Source organism: Komagataeibacter nataicola (assembly GCF_003207795.1).
Taxonomy (GTDB): domain Bacteria; phylum Pseudomonadota; class Alphaproteobacteria; order Acetobacterales; family Acetobacteraceae; genus Komagataeibacter; species Komagataeibacter nataicola.
Genome location: NZ_NIRT01000018.1, coordinates 22,765 through 37,470, shown reverse-complemented (window position 1 = coordinate 37,470; position 14,706 = coordinate 22,765). Strand labels below are relative to the sequence as shown.

Annotated in this window: 14 protein-coding genes and 1 other RNA gene; 11 read left to right on the top strand and 4 right to left on the bottom strand. The window is 65.3% G+C overall.

Features of this window, described 5'->3' with window-relative positions:
- Positions 1-239 precede the first annotated feature (239 nt).
- Positions 240-1,196: an FAD-dependent thymidylate synthase gene (gene thyX, locus CDI09_RS10845; protein ID WP_110571326.1), complete on the bottom strand. Its 957-nt coding sequence runs from the start codon at positions 1,194-1,196 to the stop codon at positions 240-242.
- 172 nt (positions 1,197-1,368) lie between these two features.
- Between thyX and ssrA the strand changes: the two genes are divergently transcribed.
- From ssrA to CDI09_RS10825, 4 genes are all read left to right on the top strand, one after another.
- Positions 1,369-1,692, top strand: a transfer-messenger RNA (tmRNA) gene (gene ssrA / locus CDI09_RS10840).
- Between the two features lie 192 nt (positions 1,693-1,884).
- Entirely contained in the window at positions 1,885-2,469 is a 585-nt protein-coding gene (locus tag CDI09_RS10835; protein ID WP_078525319.1) for an SspB family protein, read from the top strand.
- Between the two features lie 106 nt (positions 2,470-2,575).
- The gene (locus CDI09_RS10830) at positions 2,576-4,228 is read left to right on the top strand and encodes a fumarate hydratase (RefSeq protein WP_078525317.1); all 1,653 of its coding nucleotides are present in this window, start codon (positions 2,576-2,578) and stop codon (positions 4,226-4,228) included.
- Positions 4,229-4,294: 66 nt separating this feature from the next.
- Positions 4,295-4,687 carry a VOC family protein gene (locus CDI09_RS10825; protein WP_061272305.1) on the top strand — a complete coding sequence of 131 codons (393 nt, stop codon included), beginning with the start codon at positions 4,295-4,297 and terminating at the stop codon, positions 4,685-4,687.
- A gap of 91 nt (positions 4,688-4,778) precedes the next feature.
- On the opposite strand, the gene CDI09_RS10820 is transcribed toward CDI09_RS10825, so the two are convergent.
- Together CDI09_RS10820 and CDI09_RS10815 are read right to left on the bottom strand one after the other, a co-directional pair.
- On the bottom strand, positions 4,779-5,273 hold the full coding sequence (locus CDI09_RS10820) for a kinase inhibitor (protein ID WP_078525315.1): 495 nt from the start codon (positions 5,271-5,273) through the stop codon (positions 4,779-4,781).
- A gap of 63 nt (positions 5,274-5,336) precedes the next feature.
- Complete coding sequence (locus tag CDI09_RS10815; protein WP_078525313.1) at positions 5,337-5,564, bottom strand: hypothetical protein; 228 nt, start codon at positions 5,562-5,564, stop codon at positions 5,337-5,339.
- Positions 5,565-5,872: 308 nt separating this feature from the next.
- Here CDI09_RS10815 and queA point away from each other — a divergent pair, with 308 nt between their 5' ends.
- Genes queA through CDI09_RS10790 form a run of 5 tightly spaced genes read left to right on the top strand, consistent with a single transcriptional unit; the run spans position 5,873 to position 10,293 of the window.
- Positions 5,873-6,931 carry a tRNA preQ1(34) S-adenosylmethionine ribosyltransferase-isomerase QueA gene (gene queA, locus CDI09_RS10810; RefSeq protein WP_078525311.1) on the top strand — a complete coding sequence of 353 codons (1,059 nt, stop codon included), beginning with the start codon at positions 5,873-5,875 and terminating at the stop codon, positions 6,929-6,931.
- A complete protein-coding gene (gene tgt, locus CDI09_RS10805; RefSeq protein ID WP_078525310.1) occupies positions 6,928-8,088 on the top strand; it encodes a tRNA guanosine(34) transglycosylase Tgt in 1,161 nt (386 codons plus the stop codon). The genes queA and tgt overlap by 4 nt, the downstream gene beginning before the upstream one ends.
- Positions 8,088-9,155, top strand: a complete 1,068-nt coding sequence (gene queG, locus CDI09_RS10800; RefSeq protein WP_078525308.1) for a tRNA epoxyqueuosine(34) reductase QueG — start codon at positions 8,088-8,090, stop codon at positions 9,153-9,155. The genes tgt and queG overlap by 1 nt, the downstream gene beginning before the upstream one ends.
- Positions 9,152-9,451, top strand: a complete 300-nt coding sequence (locus CDI09_RS10795) for a ribbon-helix-helix domain-containing protein (RefSeq protein ID WP_078525306.1) — start codon at positions 9,152-9,154, stop codon at positions 9,449-9,451. Before queG ends, CDI09_RS10795 begins: the two co-directional genes overlap by 4 nt.
- A gap of 26 nt (positions 9,452-9,477) precedes the next feature.
- A complete protein-coding gene (locus tag CDI09_RS10790) occupies positions 9,478-10,293 on the top strand; it encodes a TerB family tellurite resistance protein (RefSeq protein WP_078525305.1) in 816 nt (271 codons plus the stop codon).
- Positions 10,294-10,531: 238 nt separating this feature from the next.
- Here CDI09_RS10790 and CDI09_RS10785 read toward each other — a convergent pair whose 3' ends face one another.
- Positions 10,532-11,668, bottom strand: a complete 1,137-nt coding sequence (locus tag CDI09_RS10785; RefSeq protein ID WP_078525303.1) for an Mrp/NBP35 family ATP-binding protein — start codon at positions 11,666-11,668, stop codon at positions 10,532-10,534.
- Between the two features lie 222 nt (positions 11,669-11,890).
- Between CDI09_RS10785 and CDI09_RS10780 the strand changes: the two genes are divergently transcribed.
- Both CDI09_RS10780 and CDI09_RS10775 read left to right on the top strand, forming a co-directional pair.
- A complete protein-coding gene (locus CDI09_RS10780) occupies positions 11,891-13,051 on the top strand; it encodes an OpgC family protein (protein WP_078525301.1) in 1,161 nt (386 codons plus the stop codon).
- A gap of 76 nt (positions 13,052-13,127) precedes the next feature.
- Positions 13,128-14,702 (top strand): DegQ family serine endoprotease, encoded by a 1,575-nt coding sequence (locus tag CDI09_RS10775; protein WP_078525299.1) that lies wholly within the window; start codon positions 13,128-13,130, stop codon positions 14,700-14,702.
- The last annotated feature ends 4 nt before the right edge of the window (positions 14,703-14,706 follow it).

Sequence of the window (14,706 nt, the reverse complement as noted above, 5' to 3'; positions counted from 1 at the left end):
CCCCTTTCTCGCGTCACTCTCTAGCATGGGATGGCTGTTGTGCAATCCGCTAGCCCGCTGATGAAGGAAGATTGTGGCTGCCCTGCAGGATGCACATGGGGCCGAACCCGGCCCGGACAGCCCTGGCGAAGGGGGATGCTGGCAGAATTGCCGCGTTGGGTGTGACGTAAAATCCACATCATCTCAACGCCACCGCAGCGGAGCGGTGGCAGAAGATCACACTTTGTTGAACATGTCCTTCAGCCCTGGCGGACCAGCCGGGGCGCGATTTCGGGGAACATCCCGGCAAGCTCACGCGCCTCGCGCTTGCTCAGCCCGTGGGCTGCGGGGTCGATATCCTGCCCGCCCATGGCCGCGCGCAGCACGCGCAGCGCCGGGCCGGACAGGAGCACGGCATCGCGCATGTAATCGGTAAACGCCTCGTAGGTCAGCGGCGCCCATTTTTCCACGATCTGCAGGATGGCGTCGGCATAGGCGCGGATTTCGTACTGGGCGTGGCTGTCGGCGCGCAGCCGCAGGAAGTGCAGCAGGTTCCACAGGTTAATCTGCCAGTAGAACTGGGTCATGATGTTGACCGGCAGGTTCATGCGCGCAAGTTCACGGGCGATGGCGGGGCGCGAGGGGTCGCGCTGCTCGCCGTTTTCATCCTCGTTGAGCAGGTCGAGATAGTGGTCGTAGCACCGCGAGGCGTCATCGCGCAGGATGTCGAGCACCTGCTGCGCCTGCTCGGGCGGAAGGGCATCGGCGCGGCCCTGCTTGTTGGAGGTGGACTGGGCGGCGATATCCTCGGGGCGGGGGAAGTAGAATTCCTTCTCCAGCACGGAATAGCGCGCCGAGTATTCATTGATGCTGGCGGTGCGGTGGCGGAACCACTGGCGCGTAACGAATATCGGTGCGCGCACATGCAGCTTGAGCACGGCCAGCTCGAACGGGCTGGTGTGGCGGTGGCGCATGAGGTAGCGGATCAGGCCGCGGTCATCGGATGTGCTGCGCGTGCCCTTGCCGTAGGAGACGCGCGCACCCTGCACGATGCCGCTATCGCCGCCCATGTAATCCACCGCGCGCACGAAGCCGGTCTCGAGCACGGGAATGGGAGAGTACAGCACGTCTTCCACCGCGGGCACGACAAGGCGGCGGGTCTGGGCCCATCCGGCGCGGGCTGCCTCGATTGCCGATTTCTGCTCGCTGGAAAACATGTGTCCTACCGCCTCGTTCATATACATCACCACAGGGACGCGGGGCATACCATATCCTCGCTGGCCTGTGCAGGTCTGTCCTGGAGCGTTTTCCTATGCCGCCATCGCGGCGGTATCATGGCGCAGGGTCACGGCGGGAACCAGCCATTTTGCCGGTTGCAGCCTGCATCCACCCCTTGCCAGATGCATGGTGAGTACTTATGTTGAAAAGTGCAGGAGGGGCTTGCCCCTTGGCTATGGCGATAAACGGCGCGTGGAATAAGTGTTGTGGACCCGGGGGCGGTACCCGGCGTCTCCACCAGTTTCCCCCCTGATGGGGAATATGGGGACGAAACAGGCTCGACACGCATGGTAAAGACCCGCCTTTTGCCCGGCATTGTACCACCGTTATCGGGCTAAATTACAAGTGCCAACGATAACTCAGAGGTGCTCGCTGTCGCTGCATAAGCGATAAGCGCGGTTCGGGAGGGCACCGGGCAACAGAAGCCCTCCCACTTTTTCCTGTGCTCATGTTAGGTTGATGGTGCGGTATCCGCTTCGTGAAGGGATGCCGCGCGCCCGTGGCTTGCCATGCCCTGAAGTTTGACGCACAGCTTGATGCTGTGGCACGGCGTGGTCCGAACCCGCATGTCTGCAAAAATCCGTTCCGGGTCAGCATCACCCGGGCGGATGTACGGAGAAGTCCGAAATGTCCGATGATCACGACGAGGAAAACGGTTTTGACGCCGCCATCCCCGACAGCCTCATGCCCTATGATTCCTGGATCGAGGATTCATACCGCCATGTCATGCTGCGCGCGCTTGATTACGCCGCAGCCCACGGCCTGCCCGGCGATCATCATTTCTACCTGACATTCAGGACCGACTGGCCGGGCGTTGAAATACCCGACCGCCTGCGCGCGCAGTACCCCCACGAGATCACGATCGTGCTCCAGCACCAGTTCTGGGATCTCAAGGTGGACCGTGCCCGCCAGATTGTCTCGGTCGGGCTGTCGTTTGGCGGCATTCCCTCCACGCTGGTGATTCCGGTGGCCGCCATCTCCGCCTTCGCCGATCCGCATATCCGCCTTGCCCTGCGCTGCAGCGTGCCCGAGCAGCCGCCAGTGGCCGCCGTGCCCGAGGGCGAGAACGTGGTGCCGGTACAGCCCGCGGCCACCGCGCAGGCGGCCGCACCCGTGCCGGAGGAAGCCGCGGCGGAGAAGGACAGGGGCGAAGGCTCGCAGGTCGTAAGTCTTGCCGCCTTCCGCAAGCGTGGGCCGGGCGGGCCGGGCTGAGCCACATCAACCATCCGGGTGCGCCGGATGCACCGGACGCGCCCTGATCACCACAACGCCGCCACCTGGAACCAATCCGGGGGAATAAGGCAGAGGAGAGTGTCCGTTGAACGTATCCGCACCCGCGCGCAAGCCATTCGTGTATGGCCCGCTCTTTCCGTTGCATGATGATGATACACCGTGGAAGAAGCTTGAGATCGAGGGAATCACCACCTCGGTCCTCGCGGGCCGCACGGTGGTCCATATCCGCCCCGAGGCGCTGACGGCACTGGCCGCGCGCGCCTTCAATGATGTGGCCCACCTGCTGCGTCCCGGCCATCTTGCGCAGCTTGCCAGGATCCTGAAAGACCCCGAGGCGTCGGAGAACGACCGCTTCGTGGCGATGGACCTGCTCAAGAACGCGTGCATCGCGGCTGGGGGCGTGCTGCCCATGTGTCAGGATACCGGCACGGCCATCGTGTACGGCAAGAAGGGCCAGCGCGTGTGGGTGGATGGCAATGAGGAGGAAGCCTTCTCGCGCGGGGTATATGATACCTATACCGGCACGGCGCTGCGCTATTCGCAGATGGCCCCGGTCTCCATGTTCGAGGAAGTGAACACCGGCACCAACCTGCCGGTGCAGTTCCATATTTCGGCCACACCGGGCGACTACCACGCCGAGCAGATGGACCTGATGTTCATCGCCAAGGGCGGTGGCTCGGCCAACAAGACTTTCCTGTTCCAGGAGACGCGGGCGCTGCTCTCGAACAAGGAAAACCTGCTGAAATGGCTGGACGGCAAGATCCGCACGCTCGGTACCTCGGCCTGCCCGCCCTATCATCTCGCGGTGGTGATCGGCGGCATGTCCGCCGAGCAGAACCTCGAGACCGTCAAGCTCGCCTCCACCCGCTGGCTCGACAGCCTGCCCACCGAGGGCAGCGCGCATGGCCATGCCTTCCGTGACCTCGAGATGGAAGCGGAAATCCACAAGCTGACCCAGCGCCTCGGCATTGGCGCGCAGTTTGGCGGCAAGTATTTCTGCCACGACGTGCGCGTGGTGCGCCTGCCGCGCCATGGCGCGTCGCTGCCGGTGGGGATCGGGGTGTCGTGCTCGGCTGACCGGCAGGTCAAGGCGCGGATTACGGGCGATGGCGTGTTCCTTGAACAGCTCGAGACCGATCCGGCCCGCTTCCTGCCCGAGACCACGGATGATGACCTCGAGGGCGAGGCGGTGCAGATCGACCTCAACCAGCCAATGGACGAGATCCGCCGCAAGCTCTCGCAGTATCCCGTGCGCACGCGCCTGTCGCTGACCGGCACGATGGTGGTGGCGCGTGACATCGCGCACGCCAAGTTCCGCGAGCGGCTGGAAAAGGGCGAAGGCCTGCCGCAATACCTCAAGGACCACCCCGTCTATTACGCTGGCCCCGCCAAGACGCCCGAGGGCATGCCCACCGGCGCGTTCGGTCCCACCACGGCGGGCCGCATGGACAGCTATGTGGCCATGCTGCAGAAGGCGGGCGGCTCCTATGTCATGCTGGCCAAGGGCAACCGCTCCAGGGCGGTGCGCAATGCCTGCCATGAATATGGTGGCTTCTACCTCGGCTCCGTCGGCGGGCCTGCGGCCCGTCTTGCGCAGGACTGCATCCGCAAGGTCGAGGTGCTGGAATACCCCGAACTGGGAATGGAAGCGGTGTGGAAGATCGAGGTCGAGAATTTTCCGGCCTTTATCGTGATCGACGACAAGGGTAATGATTTTTATGATGGCCTGACCGGCTGAACGTTACCCTGATGGGGCGTCCGGCCTGTCTGTGTCGGGCCGGGCAACCGAAGGTTAGGGAGCGCCATGCGTTTTACCGTCGATCGTCTTGACCACCTTGTGGTGAGTGTGCGGGACCTTGAGGTCTCGGCCTCGTGGTACCAGCGCGTGCTGGGCATGGAGCGCGAGGAATATGGGCGCAACAACCGCACGGCGCTGAAATTCGGCGGCCAGAAAATCAACCTCCGCCCTCACGGGGCCGAGGGCTGGGTTACGGCGGAAGATGCGCTGCCCGGCACCAATGACCTGTGCTTCACCACCGCGCTCAACAGCGTGGATGTGATTGAACACCTGGAAAAATGTGGCGTGCGCGTGACCGAGGGGCCGGTGGCCCGTCTTGGCGCGCTCGGGCCGGTCACCTCGGTCTACTGCCACGACCCTGATGGCAACCTGATCGAGATTGCCTCGTATCAGGGGTAATATCCGATAAAAGTCTCCGGATGCCGCCTTTGTTAAAAAGGCGGCATTTTTTTAAAGCTTTTCCGAAAAAAAGCTTCACCAGAAGCTTCTGTTATTTTGGCTTCTTGCCATACACGGCCGTAAGTTTTGCCGAGCCAAGGCTGTGCTGGTTGATCACAAACCCCACCATCGCCCCCGAGGCATCGCTCGGCAGTTCGATCTGCGCGATATCGAGCGCGTGGACGGTGAAGATGTAGTGGTGCTCCGGCCCCGGCGGGGGGGCGGCGCCACCATAGACATTGCCGCCAAAGTCGGTGCGGGTCATCTCGGCGTGTTCGGGCAGGTTGTTGTCGCCCGAGCCGGCGCCTGCGGGCAGCGAGGTCACGCTGGCCGGGATGTTGATGACAACCCAGTGCCACCAGCCCGAGCCGGTGGGCGCATCGGGGTCGTACATCGTGATGGCGAAGCTCTTGGTCCCGGCGGGCGGGTCCTGCCATGCCAGCGGCGGCGAGATGTTGCCACCGCAATAGCCCATGCCCTCAAACACCTGCGCTTCAGGCAGGCGGTCGCCATCGTTGAAGGAGCGGCTGGTCAGTGTAAACGTCATGTCTGTTTCCTGCTTTTCGCGCCACGGGTGGCGCGAATAGGGGGAGGGTAATGGCGCCTGGAATTACCAGTTCTGGCTGATCAGCCAGAATTCTTCCGAGGTCAGGGTAATGACCTGGTCGTTGTTCTTGCTCTCGGCGGCGGCGCGGGCCAGGGCCTCGATGCGCTGGATCATGATGGTCTTGCGCTGGTGGGCCTCGCTGCGGTCTTTTTCTTCCACCGTCTCCAGTACATTCAGCGCGGTCTTGCAGGCGCGGGCGATACGTACGGCGTCAAGGGCGGCGTAGGACATGGGGGGTACTCCATAAAATTCGCGGCATCCGGCAGCGCCGGGTGCGGGATGGGAAAATTCCCGTGCGGGAATCGCTGCCGCATTGTGGCTTTCCCGGCTGCGTCTGTCCAACACCGCCATGCAGCAGGCGGGTGGGCCCCCTCGATCCGGCGCGCAGGGAGAATATCGAAAACAGGACAAAAGCTTCGCCAGAAACTTCCTTATGCCCTGCGGCGCATGCCATGGGCGGGCTTTTCCAGCAGCGTCTTTGTGTGGCGGGCAAGAGTTCGTACTGGCAACCGGGGTGCGGATTCCGTAAAGGGTGCCGCATGACGGATCTGGTTTCTGATTTCGACTTCACCCTCCCGCCCACGAGCATTGCCGACCACCCGGCCCGCCCGCGTGACAGCGCGCGCCTGCTCGATGTGCCCGAGGCAGGCCCCTTCATCGACCGCCACGTGCGCGATCTGCCGGGCTGCCTGCGCGCGGGCGACATCCTGGTGGCCAATGACACGGCGGTGATCCCGGCCCAGCTTGCCGCCATGCGGGGCGAGGCGAAGATCGGCATCACACTCGACCGTATCCTGCCCGATGGGTCATGGCATGTGCTGGCCCGCAACGCCCGCCGCCTGCGCCCCGGTGATACGCTGACCTTTGGCCGCAGCCCTGTCACCGCCCAGGTCATCAGCCGGGGCGATGCGGGTGACGTGACCCTGCGCTTCAGCGCCGAGGGCGCGGCCTTCGACCAGTTCCTGCATGATGCGGGCAAGCTGGCCCTGCCCCCCTATATCGCCCGCCCCGATGGCCCGACCGAGGAAGACCGCAGGGACTACAGCACCATCTTCGCCCAGCACCGGGGTGCTGTGGCCGCCCCCACGGCGGGGCTGCACTTTACGCCAGACCTGCTCGCCGCACTCGACAGGGCCGGCGTGATCCGCCAGACCCTGACCCTGCATGTGGGCGCGGGCACCTTCCTGCCCATGCGCAGCGACCAGATTTCCGCCCACCGCATGCATGCCGAGCGCGGCACCATCTCGCCGCATGCGGCCCAGCGCATCAACGCCGCGCGGGCTGCGGGCGGGCGCATCATCGCCGTGGGCACCACGTCGCTGCGCCTGCTCGAGAGTGCGACGGACGAGAACGGCATCGTTCATCCCTTCCATGGCGAGACGGCCATCTTCATCCGGCCCGGCTACCGCTTCCGCGCGGTGGACATGCTGCTGACCAATTTCCACCTGCCGCGCTCGACGCTGTTCATGCTGGTCTGCGCCTTTGGCGGCTATCACCGCATGCAGGCGGCCTATGCCCATGCCATCGCCAGTGGCTACCGCTTCTATTCCTATGGCGATGCCTGCCTGCTGCACCGCACCGAAGGAGACCTGCCATGACCACCTTCCGCTGGCGGCCCGAAGCCCGCTCCGGCCACGCCCGCGCGGGCTGGCTCGATACCGCGCACGGCACGGTCGCCACCCCCACCTTCATGCCCGTGGGCACGGTGGGCACGGTCAAGGCCATGACGATGGACAGCGTGCGCTCCACGGGGGCGGGCATCGTGCTGGGCAACACCTATCACCTCATGCTTCGCCCCGGCGCCGAGCGGGTGCGCGCGCTTGGCGGGCTGCACCGGTTCATGGACTGGCCAGGGCCGATCCTGACCGATTCGGGCGGGTTTCAGGTCATGTCGCTCGGCCCGCTGCGCAAGCTCGACCAGGATGGCGTAACTTTCCGTTCGCATATTGATGGCTCGAAGCATCGCCTCACGCCCGAGCGCTCGACCGACATCCAGTACGCGCTCGATGCCACCATCAGCATGTGCTTTGACGAATGTCCCGCCCTGCCAGCCGCACCCGAGGTGATTGCAAAATCCATGCGCATGTCCATGCGCTGGGCCGGGCGCTGCCGCGAGGCCTTCGTGCAGCGGCCCGGTTATGCGCAGTACGGCATCATCCAGGGGGGCACCGAGCCCGAACTGCGCGCCGAGAGCGTGAAGGCGCTGACCGGCATCGGCTTCGAGGGTTACGCCATTGGCGGCCTGGCGGTGGGCGAGGGGCAGGAGCTGATGTTCTCCACCCTCGAGGCCACCGTGCCGCTCATTCCCGATGGCAGCCCGCGCTACCTGATGGGGGTTGGCACGCCCGATGACCTGCTCGGCGCCGTGGAGCGCGGGGTGGACATGTTCGACTGCGTCATGCCCACGCGGGCGGGGCGCACGGCGCGCGCCTATACCGAGCGCGGCACGCTCAACATCCGCAACGCCAGGCATGCCAGCGATTCGCGGCCCATCTCGCCGCATTGCGACTGCCTGGCCTGTTCGCGCCATAGCCGCGCCTATCTGCACCACCTGTTCCGCGCCAACGAGATGCTGGGGCCCATGCTGCTGACATGGCACAACATCGCCTATTACCAGCGGCTCATGCGCGGCATGCGGGCGGCCATTGTCGATGGCGGTTTCGAAGCCCACGCCACGCACCTGCGCGCGCAATGGGCCATGGATGACTGGAGTGGGGATGAAATGCCCTTTCCCGACATTCCGCCCGTGGCCTGATGGCTGGCGCGCCGCCTGATCCGGCCCGCCTTGCGGCCCGCATTGCAGCCCATGCGCGCATGCTGGGCTTTGATGCCGTGGGGTTTGCGCCAGCCCGGCTCGATGAGGCGACGCGTGCGCGCCTTGCCACCTTTGTGGAACGTGGATTTGCGGGCAGCATGGGCTGGATGGCCGAGCGCATGGCCCAGCGTGGCGACCCTGCCACCCTGTGGCCCGAGGTGCGTAGCGTGATTGCGCTGGGGCTGAACTACGCGCCGCAGGGCGATGCGCTGGCCACCACGCAGGTGCCCGATGCTGGCAATATTTCCGTCTATGCCCGCAACCGCGACTATCACGACGTGGTCAAGGGCATGCTCAAGCATCTGGCGCAGTTCGTGGTGAACGAGGGCAGGCGGGCGGGCCTTGAGGCGCAGGTCAAGGTGTTTGTCGATACCGCTCCGGTCATGGAAAAACCCCTGGCGCAGAATGCGGGCCTGGGCTGGCAGGGCAAGCATACCTCGCTGGTGTCGCGCCAGCACGGGAGCTGGCTGTTTCTGGGCGAGGTCTATACCACGCTCGACCTGCCACAATCCGCCCCCTCGGGCGGAGGATGCGGCACCTGCACCCGCTGCCTTGACGCCTGCCCGACCGATGCCTTTCCCGCGCCGGGCGTCATGGATGCGCGGCGGTGCATTTCCTACCTCACCATCGAGAACCGCGACCCGATTCCCGAGGCCCTGCGCCCGGCCATGGGCAACCGCATCTATGGCTGTGACGACTGCCTTGCCGTCTGCCCGTGGAACCGATTCGCGCAGGCGACCCGCCACATGAAGCTCGCCGCGCGCGATGATCTGCATGCCCCCGCATTGCGTGAACTGGCCGTACTGGATGATGCAGCCTTCCGGGCGCGTTTTTCCGGCTCGCCCATCAAGCGCATCGGGCGTAACCGCTTCGTGCGCAATGTGGCGGTGGCCATTGGCAATAGCGGGCAGGCTTCCCTGCGCCCGGTGGTGAGCGGCCTGTGCCATGATCCCGACCCCGTGGTGGCCGAGGCCGCGCGGTGGGCTACGCTGAGGCTGCCCGCATGAGCGACCGGCCTGCCATGCCGCTGCCTGCCCAGCGGGGTGCGCGGATGCTGCACAAGCGCAGCCTCAACCTGTCAGGCCACCGCACCAGCGTGGCGCTGGAGCCGGAGTTCTGGCACGCGCTGCACCTCATTGCCCAGGCGCGCGGGCTGGCGCTGGCAGCCCTTGTGGGGCAGGTCGATGCCGCCCGCCCGCCAGACCGGCCCCTGGCTTCCGCCCTGCGGGTGGAGGCATTGCGTGAATGGATGCCAGCCCTGCCGGAAATGGCTGGTACCGACAGGCAAGATCAGTTGGGTTGACCGGGCAATCGTGCTAGCGTCGGGGCATGGCGATCTGGGGCAAAATTTTTGGTGGCGTTGCGGGGTTCGCGGTTGGCGGCCCCATGGGCGCGGTCGTGGGCACGGCGCTCGGGCACGCGGCGGATAACGGCTCATTGCTGGAAACCCCGGCAGGCGGCTGGACCGATCGCTGGGGCCCGCGGCTCAATGCCGACCCCAACGGGGCGGCCACCTTCATGGCGGCCAAGATGGCGGCGGCCATGGGCAAGCGCGACCAGATGTACGGGCTGGTCATCATCATCCTGTCCGCCAAGGTGGCCAAGTGCGACGGGCCGGTGAACCGGGCCGAGATCGATGCCTTCAAGCGCCGCTTCCAGTTGCCGCCCGAAAACATGAAGGAAGTGGGCCGCCTGTTCGACAACGCCCGCCAGCGCACCGATGACTACAAGGCCTTCGCCACCGAACTCGGCCGCGCGTTTGCCAACAAGACCAGCATGCTCGAGGAGGCGCTCGCCGCCCTGTTCGTCATTGCCCGTGCCGATGGTGAGCTGAACATGCAGGAGGAAGCCTTCCTGCGCGGCGTGCACAGGGCCTTCAACCTCAGCCCTGGCGCATGGGACCGCGCGCGTGATGGCGGCGCCCGCCCCGGCGTAAACGAGATTGACGCCTATGAGGTGCTGGGCATTTCACGCGATGCAAGCAATGATGAAGTGCGCGTGGTCTGGCGCCGCCTCGTGCGCGAGCACCACCCCGATGTGCTGTCCGCGCGTGGCGCGAGCGAGGCCATGCGTGCGCAGGGCGAGGCCCGCATTGCCCAGATCAATGCGGCATGGGACCGGATCAAGCGCGACCGCAAGCTGTAGTCTGGTGTGGTCAGGCGGTTCTTTTTTGTAAGAAAAGAACCAGAAAACATCTGACCTTAAAAAATAAGAGAAGTTTTTGGGGGTCGCCTTTTTTCAAAAAAGCGACGTCTTCTGAAGATTTTTGGAAAAAGCTTCACCAAAAATTTTATAATTTCAGGATATTATTAAGCCTGACTTTCCAAACAGCCTCTAAAAGCTTCAGGGAATACCGCCTTTGAAAAAGGCGGCCCCGGCGGCTTCAGGAGCCTGATTTCTTTTTTTCCAGCAGCCGGCGCAGCGCCGTGCCCACCGTGTGGGCCAGCGCGCGATAGGCCTGGCCCGCCGCGCTGTCGGGTGCGGCGACCACGATGGGCGCACCCTCATCGGCGCTGGCGCGGATATCGGCCAGCAGCGGGATCTCGCCCAGAAACGGCACGCCCATCTTTTCGGCTTCCGCCCGCGCCCCACCATGGCCGAACAGCTCGGTGCGGTGGTTGCAGTTGGGGCAGCAGAAATAGGACATGTTCTCCACAACGCCCAGCACAGGCACGTTCATTTTCTCGAACATGGTCACACCGCGCCGTGCATCGAGCAGGGCGATATCCTGCGGGGTCGAGACGATGATGGCTCCGGCCAGCGCGGTCTTCTGCGCCAGGGTCAGCTGCGCATCCCCCGTGCCGGGCGGCATGTCCACCACCAGCACGTCAAGCGCGCCCCATTCCACATCGCCCAGCAGCTGGCCGATCGCGCCCATCACCATCGGCCCGCGCCAGATCATGGCCTTTTCTTCTTCCACCAGCATGCCGATCGACATGGCGGAAATGCCCCATTTATGCGGCGGGATCAGGCGGCCATCGCGCACTTCGGGCTGAGCGTTCACGCCCATCATGCGCGGCAGGGAGGGGCCATGCACGTCGGCATCCATCAGCCCCACTTTCAGTCCTTCCAGCCCCAGGCCCACGGCAAGGTTGACCGCCGTGGTGGACTTGCCCACGCCCCCCTTGCCCGAGGCTACGGCAATGACCACGCCCACACCTGCGGGCAGCGGGCCGGTGGGGGCCTTGCCCGCCTTGCCACCGCCAAGATTGAGCGGGCGGTGACCGCCGCCTGCAGCCGGTGCGGGTGCCGCTGGTGCGGGGGCCGGGCGGTGCGCGGTCAGGATGACACTGGCTCCCGTGCTGCCGGGAACCGCAGCGACAAGGGCACGTTCGAGTGCGGGCAGCAGGGGTTGCAGGCGCCCGGCCCGCGCCCGGTCGGTCGCAAGGGCGACATGGAGCACGCCGTCACGCATCATGAAGGCATCAAGACTGCCCAGATCCGTGATGCTTGCGGTATTATCAACCGTGCGTACCTGTCGCAGCACGGTTTCTATGGTTGCCCGGTCGGGACTGGTCATGGTTGCGCTCCCTGCTCTCTCGCCCGTGCGGGTATAGAAGGGGCAGGGCAGGGTGGTCGAGTCATGAAACGGTGCGCGCGGGCCACCGGCGCGCCATGACAGTGTTGCGGGGCATCCCTGCCATGATGAGAATGGTTTGCGATCCGATTTGCTGCTTTACGCTCATCGGGCGGCACCGGGGCATGGCCCGGGCGCATCGTGTTGAGGCAGGCAGGGAGCATCATGGGCATTTCCAGCGAGCGGGCGCAGGCCCCGCACCGGCGCGACCATCGTATCGACGCCCTGCGGGGGGTGGCGCTGCTCATGATGTGCATCGACCATATTCCCCAGAACTGGCTCAACCGCTTTACCATGCGCAATATCGGCTTTGCCGATGCGGCGGAGGTGTTCGTGCTGCTGGCGGGCTATGCCTCATGGCTGGCCTATGGCCGCGCCTTTGCCAAAAAGCCGGTGGCCGAGGTTCTGGCCCGCATCGGGCGGCGGTGCTGGCAGCTATACGTGTTCCAGATCGTGATGGTGGTGGTGTGTATCGCGACCATCCGCATCTGGCGGCATTTCTGGCCGGTGCCGGTTGATTTTCTGGAGCCGGAACTGGCGCATGGGCTTGATTCGGTCTGGCGGGTGCTCTCGCTCGTGGCGCTGCCGGGCAACCTGAACATCCTGCCGCTCTATATCGTGCTGCTGCTGGGCTTCGCCCCGCTTTACGCCCTGCTGCGCGGGGTGGGCACGCCGGTGGTACTGGGGTTGAGTGCAGCGGTGTGGCTGGGGGTGAATTATGACCCGCGCCTGAACTTTCCCAACTGGCTCGACCCAGATGGCTGGTATTTCGACCCGCTGGCCTGGCAGTTCCTGTTCGTGCTGGGCGTATGCGCCGCCCGGGTTGCGGGCCAGCATGATGGCAGCCTGCCGCGCTCGCGCCTGCTTGCGGCCCTGTGCGGGCTGTATCTGGTGTTCTCCGCCGTGCAGTCCTTTCCCTGGCTCGACTGGGGCTTTGCCGACCTGCGGCCCGTGGTCATGGCGCTGCCTGACAAGATGATCCTCTCGCCCTGGCGGCTGGTTGATGTGCTCGCCCTGTTCTATCTCGTGCAGTCCTCGCCGCGCGCCACGCTGTGGGCCAATACGCGGATGGGCCAGCTCATGGCGCTATTTGGCCGTCATTCGCTCGAAATCTTCACCGCAGGCACGCTGGTTGACCTGTACGGGCGGCTGGTGCTGACAAGTTTCGGCACCGGGTGGATGATGCAGGTGGTGGTGAACGTGGCGGGATTCTATGTGCTGCTGGCGGTGGCGCGGGTGAAGGAACGCCAGCGTGTGGCGGCGCGTCAGGCGCGCGCCGCAATGCCGGACACGGTGCCCGCCCGTGCCCCGTTATGCCGGGGCTGAAGCCGTGGTTTCCGCCCCCGTGAAGGGCGTGATATAGGTGCCCGTCCGATCCCGTTCAGCAGGATGTATGAGCCCCATGTCCTTTCGCGCCGCAGTCTTTTCCCGATCCTGCCTTGCCATGGGGCTGGTCACGGCCCTTGGGGGGTATGCCGCCCGCGCGGCCGATCCCGCCCCGGCGTCAACACCCGTGCCCGCGCCTGCCATGCCGGCTGCCCCCCTGCGCCTGCCCGGCGAGGGGCGCAACATGCCCGACAGCTTTGCCGACCTCGCGGCAAGGCTGCTGCCTGCCGTGGTGAATGTCTCGACTACCGAGATGGTCCGTCCCGGCGAGGATGATGACGATGGCGATGATGGCGACAGCACGCCGCAGGTGCCCAACTTCCCCGAAGGGTCGCCGTTCGAGAAATTCTTCCACGACTTCATGAACCGCCAGGACAGCCCCAACGCGCCGCCACGCAAGATGCAGGCGCTGGGCTCGGGCTTCATCATCGACCCCTCGGGCGTGATCGTGACCAACAACCACGTCGTGCGCCATGCCGACCAGATCACCATCACGTTGCAGGATAACACCGTGCTCAAGGCCCGCCTGCTCGGCCATGATGACCGCACCGACCTTGCCGTGCTGAAAGTCGACAGCCCCAAACCCCTGCCCGCCGTGCCGTTTGGTGATAGCGACCACGCCCGCGTGGGTGACTGGGTGCTGGCCATCGGCAACCCGTTTGGCCTGTCGGGCACGGTTACGGCGGGCATCGTCTCCTCGCGCGGGCGCAATATCGAGCAGGGGCCGTATGATGATTTCATCCAGACCGATGCGCCCATCAACAAGGGCAATTCCGGTGGTCCGCTGTTCAACCTCAAGGGCGAGGTGATCGGCATCAATACCGCCATTTTCTCGCCTTCGGGCGGGTCGATCGGCATCGGCTTCTCCATTCCCTCGGCGGAGGCGCAGGGCATCATCGAGCAGTTGCGCCATCATGGTCGGGTCACGCGCGGATGGATTGGCGTGCGCATTCAGGACGTGACGCAGGAAATTGCCGATGGCCTGGGCCTGAAAAGCCCCCACGGCGCACTGATCGCGGGCGTTGAGCCCAAGGGGCCTGCGGCGGTGGCGCATCTGCAGACCGGTGACGTGATCCAGAGCCTGAACGGCAAGGACATTGATGGCCGCGCCCTGCCGCGCCTCGTGGCCGGGCTTGCGGGCGGCAGTGTCGCGCATCTGGGCATCTGGCGTAAGGGCCAGCAGATGAACGTGGCCATCACCATCGGCGCCCTGCCCGAGGAAAAGACCGACAAGGCTGACAGCAAGCCCGCCAGCAAGAACCCCGCCCAGGGCAGCCTGGCCATTGCGGGCATGGGCTTTACCGTGGGCGAGATCGACGATATCGCGCGCCAGAAATACAACATGGCCGAAGGGCAGAAGGGCGTGCTGGTCACTGGTGTGACCGATGACAGCGCCGCCGCCGAGCGTGGCCTGCGCCCCGGTGATGTGGTGACCGAGGTGCAGCAGGCCGCCGTCAACACGCCCGCCGACCTGCGCCGCCAGATCGACGCCGCCCGCGCCCAGCACCGCAAGACCGTGCTGTTCCTGGTGCAGAACGCCGATGGCCTGCGCTGGGTGCCCTTCCCCCTGCCTGAGGGGAGCGGGCACTGAGCCG